A 19,660-nucleotide genomic window follows, 5' to 3' on the forward strand; every position below is an offset into this window, starting at 1 on the left:
CAACACGGCATCGCCCGAATTCGATGGCGCGTTTCGAGCTGCAAAACGCGGCCAAGACGCGAGCGTCGACAACGAGATGCGCGACAAAACCCGGCAATGATTCGCACTACTACCTTCCGCCAATACTGAGCGCGAGAAGGCGATGCTGTAATTTCGATCGATGGTTCGCAGACAACTGCGCATCGCGGGCGCAGCGCGCTCGGGCGCCCAACATGGCGTGCACAACAACACCACGGAGGGAATACATGACCTTTGGAACGAAGGGCTTTCTGGCCGGCATTTCGGTGGTTGCGATGCTGACCGCCGGCACGCTTGGCGTCAGCGCCAACGACTCGCTGATCAAGGCGCAATCCGATTCGAATCAATGGGCCGTTGCCGGCCACGACTACGGCAACACGCGCTTCAGCCCGCTGAAGCAGATCAATACCGAGAATGCAGGCAAACTGACGCTGGCCTATTCGTTCTCGCTGGCGTCGCTGCGCTCGAACGAGTCCTCGCCGATCGTCGTCGGCAACACGCTCTACGTCTCGAGCTCCTGGGGTCCGAAATACGTCTACGCGCTCGATGCCGCCACCGGCGCGCGCAAGTGGACCTGGGAACCCGAGATTCCCGATGACGTGCTGCAATATGCCTGCTGCGACGTGAACAACCGCGGCGTCTCCTATGCCGACGGCAAGATCTTCGTCGGCCGTCTCGACGGCAAGCTGACGGCGCTCGATGCCGCGACCGGCAAGTCGCTGTGGACGGCGAAGGTGGTCGACTACAAGCAGGGCTCGGTCATCACCTCGCCGCCGCTCGTCGTGCGCGACAAGGTCATCACCGGCTTCGGCGGCGGCGAGTACGGCGTGCGCGGCTCGCTCCAGGCCTTCGACATCAACACCGGCAAGCAGCTCTGGCAGATGTTCACCGTTCCCAGCCCGGACGAGCCCGGCGGCGATAGCTGGAAGGGCGATTCCGCCCAGCATGGCGGCGGCGCGGCCTGGCTGGTCGGCTCCTACGATCCCAAGACCGACACAGTCTATTGGGGCACCAGCAATCCCGGTCCGTGGAATACCGGCGTTCGCTCCACCGGCGACGGCAATTTCGGCAAGCTGACCAATCTCTACACCGCCTCAACGCTCGCGCTCGATCCCAACACCGGCAAGATCAAGTGGCACATCCAGACCACGCCGGCCGATGCCTGGGACTACGACGGCGTCAACGAGGCCGTGCTCGCGGATCTGAAGATCGGCGGCAGTACCGTTCCGGCGCTGATGAAGGCGGATCGCAACGGCTACTTCTTCGTCGCCAACCGCGAGACCGGCAAGGTGCTTTCGGCGGAGAAATACGTCTTCTCGAACTGGGCGAAGAAGTGGGACGTCAACACCATGCGCGCGGAGGAGGATCCCGACAAGCGTCCCGGACCGAACCATCCCGCCAAGGACATCTGTCCGAACCTGATCGGCGGCAAGAACTGGCAGCCGATGTCGTTCAATCCGCAGACCGGGCTCGTCTACATCCCCTCGAACAACGTCTGCATGGATTGGTCGGTCTCCGATGTCGCCTATAAGCGCGGCGTGTTCTATCTCGGCGCCGAATTCCCGACCAAGGAGGGCCCCGGCGGCTTCCTAGGCGAGCTCGTGGCCTGGGATCCCGTCGCCCAGAAGAAGGTCTGGTCGATCAAGGAAGACCTGCCGTTCAATGGCGGCACGCTGACCACCGCCGGCGGTCTGGTGTTCGCCGGCAACATCCATGGCGACTTCCGCGCCATCGATGCGAAGTCCGGCAAGGTGCTCTGGAGCAAGAATCTCGGCTCCGGCATCGGCGCGGGCCCGGTGACCTACAGTGTCGACGGCAAGCAATATGTCGCCATCGTCGTTGGCCGCACGGCCGCGCTGCCCGCGTTCCTGGGCGAGATCGGCAAGAAGATGACGGCCGCAGCTCCCGAGGGCGGGTCGCTCTTCGTGTTCTCGGTCCAGTGACCACTCGCGCGCGTATCCCGGAGGTGACGGGATACGCGCGCGTTCTTTGAAATTGCGCGGTTGCGGCATCGGCCGGATTCCATGCCGCAACGCCGGTCAACGATCTACAGATCACGGGAGATGAGGATGCGTCCGAACAGTCTTGGAAGCGGCAAGGGCCGAAATCGCATCGTCGGCGGGCTCCTCGCATGGGCTGCCGTGGCCGCGACGATCGCACCCACCGCAACGGCGCGCGCAGACGATGCGAAGCCGTTCCGTCTCTGCGCAGATCCGACCAATCTGCCGTTCTCGAGCGATAGTCCGTCGCAGCCGGGCTTCTACGTCGAGATCGGCCGGGCGCTGGCGCAGGCGCTCGGCGAACCGATCGCTTACGACTGGTACAAGTCCTATTTCGGCAAGCGCACGGTGCGTGTCACGCTGCTGGGAAAGCAGTGCGACGCCATGATCGGCTTGCCGCGCTCCGAGGATTTCATGGGACCGGCCGTGATCTTCTCGAATAGCTTTGCGAAGGAAGGCTACGCCCTGGTCGCGGCCAGGGGGCTGGCGCTCGGCGGCGTCGACGACCTCAAGGGCAGGCGCGTCGCCGTCCAGTACGCCAGCACGCCGCAAAACCTTCTTGCGACGCGCGACGACATTCAGAAGGTGACGGTGCTGTCGCCCGAGGAGGGCATGCAGGCGCTCGACCAGGGCAAGGCCGACGTCGCCTTCATCTGGGGGCCCGTCGCCGGCTGGCTGAACAAGACCGCCTACAATGACCGCTATCAAATCCAGCTCACCGAAGGCGAAGGCTTGTCGTGGGATGCCGCCATCGGCTTCGCGAAGACCTCGGCGGAGCTGCGCGATCGCGTCGATGCGATCCTGCCGCAGCTCCAGGGCACGATCGCCGGTCTTGCGGTGAAATACGGTTTGCCGGCCGGGCAGCCGGTTCGCTTCGGCGCGGCCCAGGCCGTGCCGGCGGGAACGACGACCGGAACCGGGCCCGGGGCGAGCGTGGTGCAGGTGGCAAATGGGGTGGCGACCGAGGCCAAGGGCGACGCATCCGCGCTGAACGCGGCAACCGTCGGCGCCGGCAAGGAGATCTTCAACGGGACCTGCGCACATTGCCATGGCCCCGACGCCATCCAGAGCGAGCGGAAGATCGACCTGCGCCTGTTGCGCCACCGCTACGGCGACGACATGCGCGATACGTTCTGGAAGACCGTGCACGACGGACGGCCCGCCAAGGGCATGCCGGCCTGGAGCGAGGTCTTCACCGACGAGCAGTTCGACAGCATCTATTCGTTCCTGCTGACGGTTCAGGCGGAATCGAACGATTGATCGGTCTTGACCGGACGGGTTCGGGAAGATGTGCTAGCGTCCATCCGGCATCCTCCCGACACCGGACCGGCGCGGGATGGATGCGCTGCCACCCCTCGCGCGGTGGAATTCTGGAAGGCGCCATGGCCAGCTTCCTGATCATCGACGATCACCCGCTGTTTCGCGAAGCGCTCGGCAATGCGGTGCGGCTGGCCTTGCCCGAGGCCCGCATTCTCGAGGCGATGTCGATCGAGGATGCCCTGCACATCCTGTCGGTCGAGCAGGGAATCGACCTCGCGCTGCTCGATCTCTCGCTGCCGGACGCGACCGGCTTCTCCGGTTTTCTCCGCCTGCGCGAAACCTATCCGCGCCTGCCCGTCGCCATCGTGTCGAGCGAGGAGGACCAGCATGTGGTCCGCGAGGCGCTGGCGCTCGGCGCAGCCGGCTATCTCCCGAAGTCGACGTCGAAACGCGAGCTGGCCCTGTCTATCGAGGGTGTGCTCGCCGGCTCGATATCGGTCCCGAGGGATTTCGTGGCGGCGCCGCAGCGGCGACGGGCCGAGACCAGCAAGGCCCTCGAGGTCAAGCTGCGCGAGCTCACGCCGCAGCAGCTTCGCGTGCTGGACCTGCTTCGCCGCGGCTATCCGAACCGGCAGATCGCGCAGGAGCTCCAGCTCGCCGAATCCACGGTGAAGGCGCATATCACCGAGATCCTGCGCAAGCTCGGGCTGTTCAGCCGCAACAAGGCGATCATCGAGATCGGCAAGATGGAGCTGCCCGATCCCAGGAGCCGGCCCTTTGCGAGGGCCGAGCGCGGGAGGCCGCAGTGATCCGCGCCTTCGCCCGTTTGATCTGGATCAATCCGGCCCGGGCCGGTTGATACATCCTCGCATGACGTCGAACCCGGCAGCGATTTGGAATGGCTCACGCGCGATGCGATTTCTGATTGTCGAAGACCACCCGCTGTTTCGCGAGGCGCTCGAAGGGGCCCTGCAAATGGCGGCGCCGGATGCCGACATGCTGGAGGCGACGTCGATCGACGGCGCGCTCGAGCAATTGTCCGCAAGCGCCGAGTTCGATCTCGTCCTGCTCGATCTCTCGATGCCGGGCACCACCGGCCTCTCGGGCATCGTTCGCATCCGCAAGGCGTTCCCGAAGGTTCCCGTCGTCATCGTGTCGGGGCATCAGGACCCGCAGATCATCTCGGGCGCCTTGTCGCTCGGCGTGTCCGGTTACATCCTCAAATCCTCATCCAAGCAGGAGCTTGCCCAGTCGCTCGGCGAGGCGTTGCGCGGCTCGGTCTGTGTGCCCCATGCCTATCGTGCACTCCGGCCGCAGCGGGCCGCAGGTCCTGCCCGTGAGCTGCTGAAGCGCCTGCATGATCTCACGCCGCAGCAATTGCGCGTCCTCGAAATGCTCAAGCGCGGCCTGCAGAACAAGCAGATCGCTTATGAACTGAAGATTTCCGAGACCACCGTGAAGGTTCACGTCTCGGACATCCTGCGCAAATTGAATGTGTTGAGCCGCACCAAGGCGATCGTCGAAATGTCGCGGATCGATTTTGCGACGCTGGCGGGAGCAGGGACGCGGACGAAGCACGATCGCGCGCAGTCCGAATAGTCACCGCGGCTCAAGCCAGCAGGAACGACAGCAGCGCGCGCATTTCGGCCGGCTTGATCGGCTTCTTCAACACCTCGAGCCCATGGAGGCTCGCTTCCTTGGCGGCATTGTCGGAATAGTCGGCGGTGATGATCATCGCGGGCACGTCCAGCTTGAGCTGCTGCCGGATGTCGGCGACGGCCGCCAGTCCACTCTCGCCGTGGTCGAGATGCAGATCGGCGATGACGGCGTCGGGCGCGCCGCCCAGCTCGCTGAGGCGCAGTAGCGCGTCCGAGGCCGATCGCGTGATCGCGACGTCGCAGCCCCACCCTTCCAGCAGGGCGGCCATGGCCTCGGAGCCGGACGGATCGTTCTCGACCAGCAGGATCTTGGCGCCTTCGAGCCCGCCATATTGCCGTTCGGCGAGCTTGGCCTCCTGCACCTCGTCGCCGACATCGGCGAGGTCGGCCGGTTCGAGCTCCAGGGTGAACGTCGATCCTTTGCCGATCTGCGACGACAATCGCACCCCGTGTCCGAGCACGGTTGCGAAGCGGCGAACGATAGAGAGACCGAGGCCAAACCCGGCCTGGTCGGTTGCGCTGACTTCGCCACGCTGGAATTCGCGAAAGATCGCTTCCTGCTGCGCCTGCGCAATCCCCGGCCCGGTATCGGAGACCTGGACGCAGATGCGGTTGTTTCGGCGCCGGCACCCCATCACGATGCCGCCGCTGCGGGTGTAGCGGATGGCATTGGCAAGCAGATTTTGCAGGATACGCCGGAGCATCATGGCGTCCGACGATACCGCCACCGGCGACGTGCGGATGCGCAAGGAGAGGCCTTGCCGCGCGGCAATCGGCGCGAATTCGTCGCGGAGCTGCTCGAACACCGGGGCGAGCGCCAGGGGACGCACGTCGGGCCGGAGCGCCCCGGCGTCGAGCTTTGCGATCTCGAGCAGCGACCGCAGCATGTCCTCGAGCGTCACCAGCGACCGGTCAACCTGATCGATCAGCAAGCCCGCCTCCTGCGATTCCATCATCTCGGTCAGCGCCGACAGCGTCAGGCGGGCCGCATTCAACGGCTGCAACAGGTCGTGAGTGACCGAGATCAGCACCGATGATTTGAGCGAGCTCGCGGCCTCGGCCTGCTGCTTGGCGCGGTAAAGATCCTCATTGGCGCGTTCGATCGAATGCAGCACCTCGCGCAGCTGGTGCGTCCGGTCCCGAACCTGACGGTCGAGCGCGATGGCCGTCTCGAATAGCGAAAAGGCGTTGAACTGCTGGTCCATCGAACGCTCGACGCGGGACATCAGCGCCGCGTTGATCTTCTTCAGCTTCGCCGTTTCCCGCCGCAACTCTTCGACCGTTCCGGGATCCTGCCACACCTCCGTCACGGCGATCGCCTTCCGATGGCGACTCCCGTGAACGTCTGGTTCACGTGCATCGAGCCGAACTGTTCGCCATAGGTATGAAAACCGACCACCCGATTCTGGCGGTAGAGCTCGGACATGTCACGGGCGAGCTGGTGCTGCTCGGCGTCGAGCCGGCGCAGCAGGCATTCGAAGCCGATATAGAGCGAGACGTCGCCGATCTGGTCGCGCGTTTCGGCGAAGGCCTCGCGCGTCGTGCCGACAAGGCTGAGCGAGGCCGCCGCCGTCAGCACCATGCCTTCGTCGATGGCGCAAAAGAAGTGCAGGGAGCCATCCGGCTCGACACGCTGGATCGACCGCGCGTAGTAGGAGCCGCCGACGCGGACCAGCACCGGATGCGAGGCAAACGAGAACGGATCGAGCTTGGCATCCATGATCCCGACGACGCGGGAATATTCCTGGGCTGCCGGCTCGGCGTTCAGCTCCCTGACGGTTCTGCTCTCGATATCGGCCTCGGTGACAACCATCTTCTGCGGCCGCGGTTCGAAATTGTCGCACTTGAAAACCCGGAACGGCAGCGACGTGTTCAGGAGAATTAGAAGAGCGGCGTTGGTATGCGCCTTGCCGTCGACGAACACCCAGGTCTTCTCGAAGCGCATCCCGTCGCCGGCAGATCCACCCACGATCGGAATGTCGTCCAGCGAGGCATAGATCGCGGACATGACCGCCTCTTCGCGGCGGCACAGGCCGTCGATCAGCACCAGTCCGAACGAATTTCCGCGCTCGACCTGCGAGGGCACCCGCAGCAGTTCCTGCCGAAGCTCGGCGCCGATCCTGCGGCCGTCCTCGACGCGAAAACCGTCGAGATTGAGAATCGGGCGAGCCACGGCCGAGAAGTCGGCGCGACTGAAGGCGAGGGCGACGACGCTGTTCTCGTCCCAGCCGTCAGGGGCGAGCTCGCCTGCGGTCGTGCAACCACAGACCGGGATCCCGTCAAATCGTCGGCTGATCTCCCCGATGAATTGATGGGGATCGTAGCTGGGAGAGACGAAGAGCAGGATCAGCGCCAGGTCGTCGGATGGAAGCTGCGTGACGAGCTCGGCAACGGCTTGCTCGGCGCCCGCGGCCTTCGACTTCGCGACGGCAACGCCAGACGTATCGCCAAACCGAAAGTCGGTTTGCCCCACTCCGTTTCCCTCCTCGAGGACCGCTTGGTCTGGTGCCAAGTGCCGGTCAAGTGCTCAAAGAGTATGGCTTTTTTCATCTGGTCGCAATACGGCGACCAGACCCGCGGGGCGCGCGAGCTCCGCACGAATGCGACCTTTGCCGGAAGGCGGACGAATTTACCGCCCCTTATTCATTCCGCCTTAGTTTTACGCATCCGGGTCTGGAGGCGGGGCGCCTCCGGATCGCGGTCGAATGAAAATGGGGGTGGGAATGTCCGGGCGTATCGCGTCGCCGTCGAAGCGCACAATATTTCCGACCCTCAGGTTCCGCGCCAAGATTATTTTGGGCTTTGCCGTCGTGCTGGCGATCTCCGCCGGCAGCATGGCCTTCTCCTATTTCGGCTTTGAGCGGGTCTCGTCCGGGGTCGGGTCCTACCGCACCAGCGTTTCGGAGGCCGACCTCGCCCGCAACATCGACCGCGAGCTGCTAGGCTATCGTTCGGCCGCCCGCTATTTCGTGGTGACCGGCAAGGAAGACGACGCAAAGGCGGCGCTGGATGCCGAGGCCAGCCTGAAGAATGCCATCGATCAGGCGATCAAGAATGCCAAGAAGCCGGCGCGGCTGGAGAGCCTCGACAAGCTCGCCAAGGAGTTTTCCAATTTCTCGGCGACCTTCGCCAAGATTCTGCAGGCCAAGCGCGACAGCGCGCTTCTGGTCCAGAACCAGCTCCAGCGCAACGCGAACCTCCTGAAATACAAGCTCGACGACATCGGCAACAATGCCTCCGACGCGGAAGCGCAGGCGATCGAGTTCGGCACCAAGCAGGTCAACGCCCAGTTCCAGACCGCCAGTGCGGCGGCGAACAATTTCATCCTCAACTCGGACCAGGCCGTCGGAGCCAGTGCGATGGCACGGCTGAAATTCGTCGAGAACTCGCTCGGCGCGGTCTACTCCATGGACGACAAGATCGTCGCCGGTTTGAAGGACGCCAAGGCGCTGCTCGTGGCCTATCGCGAGTCGCTGGAGAAGCTGATCGCCAATGCCAAGCTGGTCGACGAGCTCGTGACCGAGATGAGCGGCTCGGCCGGTGCGATCCTGCAAGGAGCGACCGCCATGAAGGCGGACCTCGTCGCCGAACAGCAGCGGCTGGATTCCGAGTCGGAGGCGACCATCGGGCGGACCGAGCAGCTCGTGCTGATGCTGGCCGTCGGCGGTACGCTGCTCGGTGCGATGCTGGCCTTCCTGCTCGGCACCGGCATTTCGCGCCCGATGATCGCGATGTGCAAGGCGATGCGCGAGCTGGCGTCCGGCAATTTCGACGTCGTGCTGCCGGGGCTCGGCCGCAAGGACGAGATCGGCGAGATGGCCGGCGCGGTTGAAGAGTTCAAGGTGCAGGCCGTGGCCAAGGCGGAGCGCGATGCCGCCGCCAGCGAAGCCCAGAATAGAGAGCAGGCCGCGAGCCGCCGCTCCGAGCTGATTCGCTTTGCAGACGATTTCGAAAGCGCCGTCGGCGCCATCGTCTCCAACGTCTCATCCTCCGCCGTGCAGCTCGAATCGGCTGCGTCCACCCTGACGCGTACGGCCGAGACCACGCAGAGCCTGTCGAGCCAGGTTGCCGACGTGTCCGAGCAGGCCTCTTCCAACATGCAGTCGGTCGCGACCGCGACCGAAGAGCTGTCGGCTTCGGTCGAAGAGATCGGCCGCCAGGTCCGCGACTCCAGCCGCATTGCCGAAGCTGCCGTGGTCCAGGCCAAGGAAACCGATACGCGTATCGGCAAGCTATCCCACGCCGCTCAGCAGATCGGAGAGGTGGTCAAGCTGATCACGGCGATTGCCGAGCAGACCAACCTTCTCGCGCTCAACGCCACCATCGAGGCGGCGCGCGCCGGCGAGGCCGGCCGCGGCTTTGCGGTGGTCGCCAGCGAGGTGAAGTCCCTGGCCAGCCAGACCGCGAAAGCCACCGACGAGATTTCCTCGCACATCACGGGCATGCAGGGTGCCACGGCCGAATCGGTCGCCGCGATCAAGGAGATCGGCGCGACCATCGGCCAGATTTCGTCGATCTCGACCTCGATCGCGAGCGCGGTGGAAGAGCAGGGCGCGGCGACCCAGGAGATCGCCCGCAGCGTCCAGACCGTCGCGCAGGGCACCCAGACCGCCGCCACCGATATCGGCCAGGTCAACCGCGGCGCCGCCGAAACCGGCTCAGCCTCGGAAGAGGTGCTGAACTCGGCCAAGACCCTCTCCAGCGAAAGCAACCGCCTGCGCGCCGAGCTCGATCGGTTCATGGCGAATATCCGGGCGGCGTAAGCCGCGCTGTAGCGCCATCCACCAACGCGTCGATTGTCGCCGGTTTACTCTGCTTTAACGGCGCGTTGGCGACCGCCCCCGCGTCATCTAACCGCCAGTTGCGGCGCCACAAATTTACCACAGCTTATCCTTTGCCCCGTAACGTGCCGGAGAGTCGGGGAGCGGGCTGCTTCCCGGCTGCGCCTGGTTTTCCGCGAATGGAATGGGGTGGGGAATGCCCGTCAAGTCGAAACCGAACACATCGAAGCTGCTCACCTTGCGTTTTCGCGCAAAAATCATCCTCGGTTTCGTGGCGGTGCTCGCCATCCTCGCCGTCAGCATGGCTTTTGCCTATTTCGGCTTCGAGCGGATCCAGGGCGCCGTAGCCTCCTACCGAACCAGCGTGTCCGAAGCGGATCTTGCGCGAACCGTCGATCGCGAGCTGATCAGCTACCAGGGGCTGGCGCGGGCCTATACGATGACCGGCGCGGCCGATGACGAGACCGCGGCCAAGGCGGCCGAAGAGAATCTGAAGGGCGCGATCGCCAAGTCGATGGCCGCGACCACCGGTGCGGCGCGCCGCGAGCAGGTCGGCAAGCTCGAGGCCGAGTTCCAGAGCTTTACAAAGGTGTTCAGCGAGATCATCACGCTGACGCGCGCGAACAACAAGATCGCGGCGGACGAGCTCAACAGCGTCGGCAACAAGATTCGCTTCAAATTCGACGATCTCGCCGACACCGCGGCGCTCGCCGGGCTCGCATCGGTTCAGACCACGGCCAAGGACATCACGTCGCAATATCTGGCGGTTTCCACCTCGGTCAGCGCCTTCGTCGCCAAGCCGGAGCCGAAGACCGCCGACGGCGTGATCGCCCGTATCAAGTTCCTGGAGACCCTGCTGGTCTCGATCTATGCCAACGACCAGAAGATCACTGACCGCGTCACCGAGATCGGCAATCTGCTGAAGCAGTACCGCACCTCCTTCTCGAAGCTCACCGAGAACGTGAAAGTCATCGTCAAGTCGAACGGCGAGATGACCAAGACCGCGGCGACCATCCTGAAGCTCTCGGCCGAGCTGAAGTCGGATCTCTCAGCCGATCAGCAGCGCATCGAGGCGGGTGCCAATGCCACCATCGTCGAGACCGAGCGGCTGATGCTGATGATGGCGCTGGGCGGCCTCACCATCGGCGCCGTGCTGGCCCTGATGCTCGGCAACGGCATTTCGCGCCCGATGATCGCGATGTGCAAGGCGATGCGCGAGCTGGCGTCCGGCAATTTCGACGTCGTGCTGCCGGGGCTCGGCCGCAAGGACGAGATCGGCGAGATGGCCGGCGCGGTTGAAGAGTTCAAGGTGCAGGCCGTGGCCAAGGCGGAGCGCGATGCCGCCGCCAGCGAAGCCCAGAATAGAGAGCAGGCCGCGAGCCGCCGCTCCGAGCTGATTCGCTTTGCAGACGATTTCGAAAGCGCCGTCGGCGCCATCGTCTCCAACGTCTCATCCTCCGCCGTGCAGCTCGAATCGGCTGCGTCCACGCTGACGCGTACGGCCGAGACCACGCAGAGCCTGTCGAACCAGGTCGCCGGCGTCTCCGAGCAGGCCTCCAGCAACATGCAATCGGTCGCAACCGCGACCGAAGAGCTGTCGGCTTCGGTCGAAGAGATCGGCCGTCAGGTCCGCGACTCCAGCCGCATTGCCGAAGCTGCCGTGGTCCAGGCCAAGGAAACCGATACGCGTATCGGCAAGCTGTCCCATGCCGCTCAGCAGATCGGCGAAGTCGTCAAGCTGATCACGGCGATTGCCGAGCAGACCAACCTTCTGGCGCTCAACGCCACCATCGAGGCGGCACGTGCCGGCGAGGCCGGCCGTGGCTTTGCGGTGGTCGCCAGCGAAGTGAAGTCGCTGGCGAGCCAGACGGCGAAGGCGACGGACGAAATCTCCTCCCACATCATGGGGATGCAGGGCGCAACCGCAGAGTCGGTCGCCGCGATCAAGGAGATTGGTGCGACCATCGGCCAGATCTCGTCGATCTCGACGTCGATTGCCAGCGCCGTCGAGCAGCAGGGTGCGGCGACGCAGGAGATCGCGCGCAGCGTCCAGACCGTGGCGCAGGGCACCCAGACCGCCGCCACCGATATCGGCCAGGTCAACCGCGGCGCCGCCGAAACCGGCTCGGCCTCGGAAGAGGTGCTGAACTCGGCCAGGTCGCTGTCATCGGAAAGCACCCGCCTGCGCGCCGAGCTCGATCGGTTCATGGGGAATATCCGGGCGGCGTAGAGACCGCTGGAATTACTCGTAGGGTGAATTAGCGTAGCGTAATCCACCACCTTGATTTCACTGCCGCGCCTAAAGCGGTGGGTTACGCCTTCGCCTAACCCACCCTACAATCTCACTCCCTCCCGAACGCCCGCTTCAATTCCACCTTCGCCCGCTCCAGCCGCGTGCGTTGTGTTTTCGGCAGCGTCTTGCCGGCACGATTGATGTAGAAGGTCAGCATCGACAATGCCGATCGGTAGGCGCCGGTCTTGCGGCGCGCGCTGTGCTCGGCCGAGCGCTTCAGCGAGGCCGCGATCCTCCTTGCGCTGGTCAGCTTGAACACGCCTGGCTTGAGGTCGAGCGCATCGCTCTCCCTGGTCACGCGCTGCGACCAGCGCTTTGGCGTGGCGCGGTTCGTCCTCTTGCGCGCAGTGGTGCTACGCCTCGCGCTGGTCTTCCTGTGTGTCGTCTTTCGCGCGCCAGCTTTCGGCGAATGTGTCGTCTTTCTGACGTGAGCCATGCATCAACTCCTTGCGGCTCCATCGGAAACGGACGGTCCCAGCAGGCGTTCCTGGGGGAACCTGCCCTTGCCGCGGACGTTGTCGCAGGTGGCAGGCAGAATGCCGCACCCCCATGATCGGATCAGCCTCGCCCACATCATGTGAACCGGGGCCACCTTCATTGGTCAAACGCAACAACGCGATGGAATTGCAGCAAAGCCCAGCGCCGAACTATGGATCTGCGATCCCGGCGGCGGCCGCGACCGACCGCATCGTCGAGACCAGCATTCCCTCGCGGCTCGATGCGCTGCCGTGGAGCGGTTTTCACACCCGTGTCGTGCTGGCGCTCGGGATCACCTGGATTCTCGACGGGCTCGAGGTCACGCTGGCCGGCGCGCTCTCCGGCGCGCTCAAGCAGAGCCCGATGCTGCAGTTCTCCAATCTCGATCTCGGTATTGCCAACTCGGCCTATCTCGCCGGTGCGGTGCTTGGTGCGCTCGGCTTCGGCTGGCTTACCGATCGGATTGGCCGCAAGAAATTGTTCTTCATTACCCTTGCCCTCTATCTCTCGGCGACGGCGGCGACCGCGTTGTCGTGGAATGTCGCGAGCTACGCGCTGTTCCGTTTCCTCACCGGCGCCGGCATCGGCGGCGAATACACCGCGATCAATTCGACGATTCAGGAGCTGGTGCCGGCGCGCTACCGCGGCTGGACCGATCTCGTGATCAACGGCAGCTTCTGGATCGGTGCCGCAATGGGCGCGGTGGCGGCCATCGTGCTGCTCGATCCCGCAACGATCGGCCCCGATCTCGGCTGGCGCCTTGCTTATCTCATCGGCGCGGCCATCGGCCTCGTGGTGTTGCTGATGCGGATGTGGATCCCGGAAAGTCCACGCTGGCTGATGATTCACGGCCGGCCCGATCAGGCTCATGCCATCGTCGACGAGATCGAGCGCTCGGTGATCGGACACGACCAGGATACGAGCGATGGCCGCTTCACGAAGATCCGCCTTCGGATGCGCAGCCACACCCCGATCCGCGAGGTCGTGCACACGCTGTTCTCCACCTATCGCCAGCGCGCGCTGGTCGGCCTGGTGCTGATGAGCGCGCAGGCCTTCTTCTACAACGCGATCTTCTTCACTTTCGCCCTGATACTGACCGACTTCTACGGCATCAGTGCCGACCAGGTCGGCTGGTACATCCTGCCGTTCGCCGCCGGCAATTTCTTCGGCCCGCTGCTGCTCGGCCGTCTGTTCGACACGCTCGGCCGACGCGTCATGATCATGTTCACCTACGGCGTGTCGGGCCTGCTGCTGGCGCTCTCGGGCTATCTGTTCTCGATCGGCGCGCTGAGCGCGCAGGGGCAGACGATTGCCTGGATGGTCATCTTTTTCTTTGCCTCGCCCGCCGCGAGCGCGGCTTACCTGACCGTCAGCGAGACGTTCCCCTTGGAAGTGCGCGCGCTGGCGATCGCGGTGTTCTATGCGGTCGGCACCGGCATCGGCGGCGTGATCGGACCCGCGCTGTTCGGTGCGCTGATCGATACCGGATCACGCACCAGCGTGTTCGCCGGCTATCTGCTGGGGGCCTTCCTGATGATCGCGGCGGCGATCGTGGCGTGGCGCTACGCCGTCTCCGCGGAACGCAAATCGCTCGAACAAATCGCGCGGCCGCTTGCCTTTATGGAGTAGACTATGAAATCGGAACTCGCTGAACTGGATCAGAAGCGCACCATGGTCGACGATGATGAAGCGCCCGACGCGGTGCCGGTGCCGCATGCACTCGTGCCGCATCTGGGCGAGACCGCGATCCTGCTCGATATCGACGGCACGCTGCTCGACCTGATGCCGACGCCGCGCGAGGTGTGGGTGCCGCCGGGCCTGTCGGAAACGCTGAACCGGTTGACGGAGCGCACCTCGGGCGCGCTGGCAATGGTCAGCGGCCGCTCGCTCAACGACATCGACCTGATCTTCGCGCCTGACGTGTTTCGCGCGGTCGCAGGTCACGGCGCGGAGATGCGCTTGTCCGTGGACAATGAAGCGGACGATGTGCATGCGCCGCCGCTGGACAAGGAGCTGAAGCGGCGTCTGGCTGCGATCGCAAAGCTCAGCCCCGGCATTCTGCTCGAGGACAAAGGCTATTCGCTGGCGTTGCATTATCGCCTCGCGCCGCACGCGGAGAAGGCGATCTACGAAGCTGTCTCGCTGATCCGCGCCGACCTGCCCAACGCGCCGATCGAAGTGCTGCCGGGCAAGTTCGTTTGCGAGATCAAGCATTCCGGTTTCACCAAGGCAACCGGCGTGCGCGAACTGATGAAGCATGAACCCTTCAAAGGGCGCCGTCCGATCTTCATCGGCGACGACGTCACCGATGAAACGGTGTTCGCGATCATGCCCGACATGAACGGGCTGTCTTTCTCGGTCGGTCGCCGCGCCATGGGCGTCAACGGGCATTTCGATGCGCCGAACGATGTGCGCGCGTTCCTGGCGCGTCTGCTCGACGACACAAGGTTGGAATAAGGCACTGACATCTCGGAGCCACATTGTCGTCTGCGGTGTTCCCTTGTGCGCGCAATTGATGCTGCGCACCACCGACCAATAAAACAGACTTTGTCGAGGAAAATCGGTGGGTTCCCGCAAGGGAAACCTGTTCCAATGCGTGCGCCCGATTTTGGTGTCAATTCGTGCAAATGATGATCAGGAACCATATTGATGAACGGCAGTTAAACGGGGTGGAATGAACAGGAGGGGACGACCTGTGAACTTAGTCGTCGTTTCAAATCGAGTTGCGCGCGGTAAACCCAACGAGCCCATGACGGGCGGCCTTGCTGCGGCCTTGCTTCCCGTGGTGGAGCATTCGGGGGCGATCTGGGTGGGGTCATCCGGCCGCGTGCGCGACGGCCATCAGAAAGAACCGTTCGCCGAGATCGAAGCGCTCGGCTCGGGCGCGATCGCGACGCTGGATCTGCCGGCGGCGCATTACGGCGGCTATTACGAAGGCTTTGCCAATTCGGCGCTGTGGCCGGCGCTGCATTCGCGCAGCGATCTGATCCGCGTCTCGCGCGAGGACTATGTCAGCTACCGCGAGGTCAACGCCTTCATGGCGCGTGCCTTGATGCGCTTCCGGAAAACCAAAACGGCGTTCTGGGTGCAGGATTATCATTTCCTCGCGCTCGGCGCGGAACTGCGCGACCTCGGTGTCGACGATCCGATCGGTTTCTTCCTGCACACGCCGTGGCCGGTCACTGCCGTGATGCAGGGCGTGCCCAATCATCGCGAGCTGATCACGGCGATGCTCGCCTATGATCTGCTCGGGTTCCAGACCAACGAGGATTGCCAGAATTTTCTCGGCTATGTTGCGGGCGAGCTCGGCCTCGCCGTCGAAGACGGCGTTGCGATCTCGCAGCACGGCCGCACGCGCTGCGAGGTGTTTCCGATCGGCATCGATGCGGAGAAGTTCGCAGCCTATGCCGCGAAGTCCGCCTCGCATCCCGACGTGTCGCGGCTGCGCCGCAGCCTCAACGGCGAGCGGCTCGCGATCGGCGTCGACCGGCTCGACTATTCCAAGGGTCTCGTCAATCGCATCAGCGCGTTCGACCGGCTCTGGACCGAGCAGCCGCAGTTTGCGCGCAGCATCTCGCTGCTCCAGATCGCCAACCCTTCGCGCGGCGCGATCGAGGCCTATGGCAACCTCCAGAACGAGGTCGCGCGGCTCGTCACCGACGTCAACGGCCGCCATGGCGAGGTCGACTGGACGCCGATCCGCTATCTGAACAAGGGTTTCAGCCAGGCCGTGCTCGCGGGTCTCTATCGCACCGCGCAGGTCGGCGTGGTGACGCCGCTGCATGACGGCATGAACCTCGTCGCCAAGGAATATGTCGCCGCGCAAAATCCGGCCGATCCCGGCGTGCTGGTGCTGTCGAAGTTCGCCGGCGCCGCCAACGAGCTCGAAACGGCTTTGCTGGTCAATCCGCACGACATCGACGGCATGGCGCGCGCGATCGCGGTTGCGGCCGCGATGCCACTCACCGAGCGCAAGATGCGCTGGGACGCGATGATGAAGAAGCTGCGCGGCCACACCATCCAGCAATGGTCCGCCGACTTCGTCGCCGAGCTCGAGAAGAGCCGGACGCAGAAGGCCGCAGTTGCGCCGCTCGCCTCCCAGCCACCGCAGGCGCTGCGCTGGCTGAAGTCGGCGATCTCCGGCGTAAGGCTGATTTAGATAAGGCTGATTTAGATCTTGCGTCGTGGCCGGGCTTGTCCCGGCCATCCACGTCTCCAGCCCTCGATTTCGAGAACGTGGATGCCCGGGACAAGCCCCGGGCATGACGGTTCATGGGCGAGAGCGCACTCGCGCCCTCAATAGCAATACGACACGCCTTCCAAGATCGCGCACTGCCGCTTGTTCGGCGCGTTGGGATCGTCCATTGGCATCATGCCCTTGCCCTGGCCGACGAACACGCCGGGCCCGACATGCACCGAGCTCTTGTTGCCGATGATCACGCTCGGATGCGGCGAGGCGCTCGAGCGCGTCCCGTCCGGCCAGATGATGGCATTGCCCGACAGCATCCCGCGCCGCCCGTCGTCGCAGCTCACGTCGACGCCCTGCCGGGTGCAGACCTGCGCCAGGGCCGGTACGGCAAAGGCGGAGCCAAGGGCTGAAATCAGGCCAAGGGTGGCGATGGTCTTGTGGATGGTCATGGTGTCCCCGGTCGTGTCTGGTGTCCTTGCGTGAATCGTCGCGGCAAACCCGCCTCTGGTTCATCCGGCGGCAGGTTCCGAGGCGTCGATCGACGCCTGATATTCCCTTTTAAATACAATGATTTGCGGAAAATTCACCCGATTTCGCCGCGATCCCTTGCAAAATCACCGGCGCCCCTTCAAGAGAGGGCGCTCCGGAGAGATGGCCGAGTGGCTTAAGGCGCACGCTTGGAAAGCGTGTGTGCGGGAAACCGTACCGTGGGTTCGAATCCCACTCTCTCCGCCATCAGCCTCATCCCACCAATCTCCACTTCCGATCCCCCGCGCGCTTCAGCACAGGATCGCGCACCCGCACGTGCTCGGCCAGGAAATCGATGAACGCGCGCACGCGCGCAGGGAGGGGTGCGGTGTGGCCGACATAGACGGCGTGGATATCTTCGCGGTCGCCGGGATTGTAGCTCTGCAGCACGGGCACGAGGCGGCCTGCCTCGATGTCGGGGCCGATGTGGAAGAGGGCGAGGCGGGCTAGTCCCACGCCGCCGAGCGCAAGGCGGCGGGCGACTTCGCCGTCGCTGGCACGCGCGACGGGCGGCGGCACCGCTTCCTCGGTATGATCGCCGCGCTTGAACGCCCAGCCGCGGATACTGCGCGGAAAGGTCCAGCCGATGCCGCGGTGATCGGCGAGGTCGGCTGGCGTCTTCGGCGTACCGCAACGGGCGAGGTAACCCGGCGCGCCGACCACGACCATGCGGCTGCTGCCGAGTTTTCGCGCCACCAGGCGCGAGGCCCGCAACGGGCCGGCGCGAATGGCGACGTCGGCGCGCTCCTGCATCAGGTCGATCAGCGTGTCGGTCAGCACGAGATCGAGCGTGACGTCGGGATGCAGTTCGAGGAAGCGCGGAATCAGCGGCATCACATGCAGCATGCCGAAGGGAATGTTGCAATTGACCGTGAGGCGGCCGCGCGGCGCCGCGCCTGATGCTGCCTCGCGCTCGGCCTCCTCCATCTCGCCGAGGATCCGCACCGCGCGCTGGTAGAACGCCTGGCCTTCCTCCGTCAGCGTGAGCTTGCGCGTGGTGCGATTGATCAATCGCGAGCCGAGCCGCGTCTCCAGCCGCGAGATCAGCTTGCTGACGCCTGATGGCGTCAGGCGCAGTTTTCTTGCGGCCTGTGTGAAGCCGCCAAGGTCGACGACGCGGACGAAGACCTCCATCTCGGCGGAGCGGTTGGTGTCGAAACGGGCCATGTTGAATTCACGTCACAAATGATTGGATTGCGGACATCCTAATGGTTTTGCTGCGGTGCGGCTATCTGCGTGGCTTATCTCATCCATTGGAGCTACGCATGCCTCCCGCCGTCCTCGCCCTCACCGCCGGTGCCTTCGGCATCGGCACCACCGAATTCATCATCATGGGCCTGCTGCTCCAGGTCGCCGCCGACATGCATGTCTCCGTGCCGGTCGCGGGCTTGCTCATTTCCGGTTATGCGCTCGGCGTGTTCGTCGGCGCGCCGGTGCTGACCCTCGCCACGCGCCGGATGCCGCGGAAGACCGTGCTGCTCGCCCTGATGGCGATTTTTACGCTCGGCAATGCGGCCTGTGCGCTGGCGCCAAACTACGAGCTGCTGATGGCGGCGCGGGTGCTGACCTCGCTGGCGCACGGCACGTTCTTCGGCGTCGGCTCGGTGGTGGCGACCAGCCTCGTCGCCGAGGACAAGCGCGCCTCCGCCATTGCCACCATGTTCATCGGCCTGACCGTCGCGACGCTGCTGGGCGTGCCCTTCGGCGCCTGGTTCGGCCTGATGCTCGGCTGGCGCGCGGCGTTCTGGGCGGTGACGGTGATCGGCGTCGTCGCCTTTGCAGTGGTGGCCGCGCTGGTGCCCGGCCATGTCGGCAATGGCGACAAGCCGATCTCGCTTGCCGAGGAGGTGGCGGTGCTCGGCCGCCCGCAGGTGCTGCTCGGCCTCGCCATGACCGTGTTCGGATTCGCCGGCCTGTTCGTGGTCTTCACCTATATCCAGCCGATCCTGACGCGCTTCACGGGTTTCTCGGAAGCCGCGGTGTCGCCGATCCTGCTGGTGTTCGGCGCAGGGCTTGCAATCGGCAACGTCGCCGGCGGCAAGCTCGCCGACCGCGGTCTTGCGCGCGCCCTGATCGGCACGCTTGCCGCGCTCGCCATCGTGCTGATCGGCCTTGCCGCCGTGCTCTCGGTCAAGATCGCGGCCATCGCGCTGATCCTGCTGCTCGGTATCGCCGCCTTTGCGACCGTGGCGCCGCTTCAGCTTCGCGTGCTGGAAGCCGCCGGCCCGAGTGGCCGCACACTCGCCTCCAGCCTCAACATCGCCGCGTTCAATCTCGGCAACGCGCTCGGTGCCTGGGCCGGCGGCGTCGTCATCGATCGCGGGCTCGGTCTCTCCACGCTGCCGCTGGTCGCAGCCGGCATCACCGCAGTTGGCCTCGTGCTCGCGCTGTGGAGCCTCCAGCTCGACCGCAGGCAGGTCGCCGTCGCGGCGTGCCCGGCGGAATAGGAGAGGGAT

The 19,660-nt window shown here is 64.8% G+C and carries 15 protein-coding genes and 1 tRNA gene; 11 read left to right on the forward strand and 5 right to left on the reverse strand.

Annotation, left to right across the window (positions count from 1 at the left end; genetic code table 11):
• Positions 1–245: 245 nt before the first annotated feature.
• The 4 genes from I3J27_RS02545 to I3J27_RS02560 all read left to right on the forward strand — a co-directional run bounded on the left by I3J27_RS02545 (position 246) and on the right by I3J27_RS02560 (position 4,877).
• A complete protein-coding gene (locus I3J27_RS02545; RefSeq protein ID WP_270164864.1) occupies positions 246–1,961 on the forward strand; it encodes a PQQ-dependent methanol/ethanol family dehydrogenase in 1,716 nt (571 codons plus the stop codon).
• Positions 1,962–2,081: 120 nt separating this feature from the next.
• The gene (locus tag I3J27_RS02550) at positions 2,082–3,278 is read left to right on the forward strand and encodes a c-type cytochrome (RefSeq protein ID WP_270164866.1); all 1,197 of its coding nucleotides are present in this window, start codon (positions 2,082–2,084) and stop codon (positions 3,276–3,278) included.
• A 122-nt stretch (positions 3,279–3,400) separates the two neighbouring features.
• The gene (locus tag I3J27_RS02555) at positions 3,401–4,087 is read left to right on the forward strand and encodes a response regulator (protein WP_270164868.1); all 687 of its coding nucleotides are present in this window, start codon (positions 3,401–3,403) and stop codon (positions 4,085–4,087) included.
• 103 nt (positions 4,088–4,190) lie between these two features.
• Positions 4,191–4,877: a response regulator gene (locus I3J27_RS02560; protein ID WP_270164870.1), complete on the forward strand. Its 687-nt coding sequence runs from the start codon at positions 4,191–4,193 to the stop codon at positions 4,875–4,877.
• Positions 4,878–4,887: 10 nt separating this feature from the next.
• Here the strand turns inward: I3J27_RS02560 and I3J27_RS02565 are convergent, their stop codons facing one another.
• Positions 4,888–6,246: a hybrid sensor histidine kinase/response regulator gene (locus I3J27_RS02565; RefSeq protein ID WP_270164872.1), complete on the reverse strand. Its 1,359-nt coding sequence runs from the start codon at positions 6,244–6,246 to the stop codon at positions 4,888–4,890.
• Positions 6,243–7,409, reverse strand: coding sequence for an FIST N-terminal domain-containing protein (locus I3J27_RS02570; RefSeq protein ID WP_270164874.1), 1,167 nt, complete (start codon positions 7,407–7,409; stop codon positions 6,243–6,245). Before I3J27_RS02570 ends, I3J27_RS02565 begins: the two co-directional genes overlap by 4 nt.
• Before the next feature lie 250 nt (positions 7,410–7,659).
• Between I3J27_RS02570 and I3J27_RS02575 the strand changes: the two genes are divergently transcribed.
• The gene (locus I3J27_RS02575; RefSeq protein ID WP_270164876.1) at positions 7,660–9,699 is read left to right on the forward strand and encodes a methyl-accepting chemotaxis protein; all 2,040 of its coding nucleotides are present in this window, start codon (positions 7,660–7,662) and stop codon (positions 9,697–9,699) included.
• Positions 9,700–9,913: 214 nt separating this feature from the next.
• On the forward strand, positions 9,914–11,947 hold the full coding sequence (locus I3J27_RS02580) for a methyl-accepting chemotaxis protein (protein WP_270164878.1): 2,034 nt from the start codon (positions 9,914–9,916) through the stop codon (positions 11,945–11,947).
• A 112-nt stretch (positions 11,948–12,059) separates the two neighbouring features.
• Here I3J27_RS02580 and I3J27_RS02585 read toward each other — a convergent pair whose 3' ends face one another.
• The gene (locus I3J27_RS02585; RefSeq protein WP_270164880.1) at positions 12,060–12,446 is read right to left on the reverse strand and encodes a DUF3175 domain-containing protein; all 387 of its coding nucleotides are present in this window, start codon (positions 12,444–12,446) and stop codon (positions 12,060–12,062) included.
• 182 nt (positions 12,447–12,628) lie between these two features.
• Here I3J27_RS02585 and I3J27_RS02590 point away from each other — a divergent pair, with 182 nt between their 5' ends.
• From I3J27_RS02590 to I3J27_RS02600, 3 genes are all read left to right on the forward strand, one after another.
• A complete protein-coding gene (locus I3J27_RS02590) occupies positions 12,629–14,116 on the forward strand; it encodes an MFS transporter (protein ID WP_270173019.1) in 1,488 nt (495 codons plus the stop codon).
• Between the two features lie 3 nt (positions 14,117–14,119).
• Positions 14,120–14,944, forward strand: a complete 825-nt coding sequence (gene otsB / locus I3J27_RS02595; protein WP_270164882.1) for a trehalose-phosphatase — start codon at positions 14,120–14,122, stop codon at positions 14,942–14,944.
• A 238-nt stretch (positions 14,945–15,182) separates the two neighbouring features.
• Positions 15,183–16,646, forward strand: a complete 1,464-nt coding sequence (locus tag I3J27_RS02600; RefSeq protein ID WP_270164884.1) for a trehalose-6-phosphate synthase — start codon at positions 15,183–15,185, stop codon at positions 16,644–16,646.
• A 137-nt stretch (positions 16,647–16,783) separates the two neighbouring features.
• Here the strand turns inward: I3J27_RS02600 and I3J27_RS02605 are convergent, their stop codons facing one another.
• Entirely contained in the window at positions 16,784–17,125 is a 342-nt protein-coding gene (locus tag I3J27_RS02605) for a hypothetical protein (protein ID WP_270164886.1), read from the reverse strand.
• A gap of 196 nt (positions 17,126–17,321) precedes the next feature.
• Here I3J27_RS02605 and I3J27_RS02610 point away from each other — a divergent pair.
• A tRNA-Ser gene (locus I3J27_RS02610) sits at positions 17,322–17,411 on the forward strand.
• 6 nt (positions 17,412–17,417) lie between these two features.
• Here the strand turns inward: I3J27_RS02610 and I3J27_RS02615 are convergent.
• A complete protein-coding gene (locus tag I3J27_RS02615; RefSeq protein ID WP_270164888.1) occupies positions 17,418–18,371 on the reverse strand; it encodes a LysR family transcriptional regulator in 954 nt (317 codons plus the stop codon).
• A 98-nt stretch (positions 18,372–18,469) separates the two neighbouring features.
• Here I3J27_RS02615 and I3J27_RS02620 point away from each other — a divergent pair, with 98 nt between their 5' ends.
• Positions 18,470–19,651: an MFS transporter gene (locus tag I3J27_RS02620; protein WP_270164890.1), complete on the forward strand. Its 1,182-nt coding sequence runs from the start codon at positions 18,470–18,472 to the stop codon at positions 19,649–19,651.
• Positions 19,652–19,660: the final 9 nt, after the last annotated feature.

This window comes from Bradyrhizobium xenonodulans, from assembly GCF_027594865.1.
Taxonomy (GTDB): domain Bacteria; phylum Pseudomonadota; class Alphaproteobacteria; order Rhizobiales; family Xanthobacteraceae; genus Bradyrhizobium; species Bradyrhizobium xenonodulans.

What these genes read in the sequence shown, in the direction of transcription:
- I3J27_RS02545 (WP_270164864.1), top strand. Translation starts at nt 246, where the DNA reads ATGACCTTTGGAACGAAGGGCTTTCTGGCCGGCATTTCGGTGGTTGCG.
- I3J27_RS02550 (WP_270164866.1), top strand. Translation starts at nt 2,082, where the DNA reads ATGAGGATGCGTCCGAACAGTCTTGGAAGCGGCAAGGGCCGAAATCGC.
- I3J27_RS02555 (WP_270164868.1), top strand. Translation starts at nt 3,401, where the DNA reads ATGGCCAGCTTCCTGATCATCGACGATCACCCGCTGTTTCGCGAAGCG.
- I3J27_RS02560 (WP_270164870.1), top strand. Translation starts at nt 4,191, where the DNA reads ATGCGATTTCTGATTGTCGAAGACCACCCGCTGTTTCGCGAGGCGCTC.
- I3J27_RS02575 (WP_270164876.1), top strand. Translation starts at nt 7,660, where the DNA reads ATGTCCGGGCGTATCGCGTCGCCGTCGAAGCGCACAATATTTCCGACC.
- I3J27_RS02580 (WP_270164878.1), top strand. Translation starts at nt 9,914, where the DNA reads ATGCCCGTCAAGTCGAAACCGAACACATCGAAGCTGCTCACCTTGCGT.
- I3J27_RS02585 (WP_270164880.1), bottom strand. Translation starts at nt 12,446, where the DNA reads ATGGCTCACGTCAGAAAGACGACACATTCGCCGAAAGCTGGCGCGCGA.
- I3J27_RS02590 (WP_270173019.1), top strand. Translation starts at nt 12,629, where the DNA reads ATGGAATTGCAGCAAAGCCCAGCGCCGAACTATGGATCTGCGATCCCG.
- otsB (WP_270164882.1), top strand. Translation starts at nt 14,120, where the DNA reads ATGAAATCGGAACTCGCTGAACTGGATCAGAAGCGCACCATGGTCGAC.
- I3J27_RS02605 (WP_270164886.1), bottom strand. Translation starts at nt 17,125, where the DNA reads ATGACCATCCACAAGACCATCGCCACCCTTGGCCTGATTTCAGCCCTT.
- I3J27_RS02615 (WP_270164888.1), bottom strand. Translation starts at nt 18,371, where the DNA reads ATGGCCCGTTTCGACACCAACCGCTCCGCCGAGATGGAGGTCTTCGTC.
- I3J27_RS02620 (WP_270164890.1), top strand. Translation starts at nt 18,470, where the DNA reads ATGCCTCCCGCCGTCCTCGCCCTCACCGCCGGTGCCTTCGGCATCGGC.